1 protein-coding gene is annotated in these 1,032 nt (G+C 29.0%); it reads left to right on the top strand.

What is annotated here, in order from left to right; genetic code table 11:
• Nucleotides 1-1,032: motility associated factor glycosyltransferase family protein (locus AJ881_RS04765; RefSeq protein ID WP_148122998.1), on the top strand; the 1,032-nt coding region annotated here is incomplete at both ends.

Genomic DNA, 1,032 nt, shown 5'->3' with positions numbered 1-1,032 from the left:
TTTTACAAAACATCCCTTCTATGCTTGAAAGCATTCCTTTTCAAAGAATCTTAAATGAAAGAAAAAACAAATTTGAAAATGCTATAGTAGTTTCTGCAGGACCTAGTTTAGCTAAACAACTTCCTTTACTTAAAGCTTATCAAGATAAAGCAGTGATCTTTTGTGCTGATGGGGCTTTAAGTATGCTTGAAAAAGAAGGCATAATACCTGATTATGTTACCAATTTAGACTATAGTGATTGGGCAATAAAATTTTTTCAAAATAAAGAAAATTTAAAACAAAGCATTATTGCTCTTGAGTGTGCTACACATCCTAATGTCGTGCGTAGTTTAAAGGTTGAAAATTGTATGATTATTTTAAGAAATAAAGCTTTATATCAACGCTTCAATCTTAATGACTTTGGCTATATTGATACAGGTACTCATGTGAGTCATTTTTCTTATACTTTAGCTTTAGCTTTAGGATTTAAAAATATTATTATGATAGGACAAGATTTGGCCTTTGATAAAGAAGGAAATTCGCATTCTAAAGGTTTTGATTTTGGGGAGAAATTTAGTAGTGAGGAAAATATAGATAAACTTAAAGTCACCGCCTATGCAGGTAAAGGTGAAGTTTTAACTCATATTGCTTGGAATGATTATCGCATAAAGCTTGAATATCTTTTTGCTTGCAACGAACAAAAAGCTAAATTTTACAATGCCACTGAAGGTGGAGCAAGGATTAATTTTACTGAAGAACTTTCCTTTAAAGAATGTTGTGAAAAACTCCTTACAAAATTTAAACCCAAGTTTGAACTTCCCAAAAATTTAACTAAAAATAGAAGTGATAAACTCCTAGTTAAATTCAAAGAAAAAATACAAAAAGATCAAGATAATGCTAAAAGATTTTTAGACGATGCTTTAGCTTTAAAACAAATTTTAGAAAACATACTCAGTAAAGATTTTATTTTACCTTTGGAATTTTTAGAAAAAGTTTATCAAAATATAGAAAATTTCAATCACTCTTTAGATACAGATGAGTTTATACAGGATG

The organism is Campylobacter sp. BCW_6460 (assembly GCF_001762705.1).
In the GTDB taxonomy this organism is placed as follows: domain Bacteria; phylum Campylobacterota; class Campylobacteria; order Campylobacterales; family Campylobacteraceae; genus Campylobacter_D; species Campylobacter_D jejuni.
The sequence above is the reverse complement of the archived record's forward strand: the minus strand, read 5'-3'. Positions and strand labels throughout refer to the sequence as shown.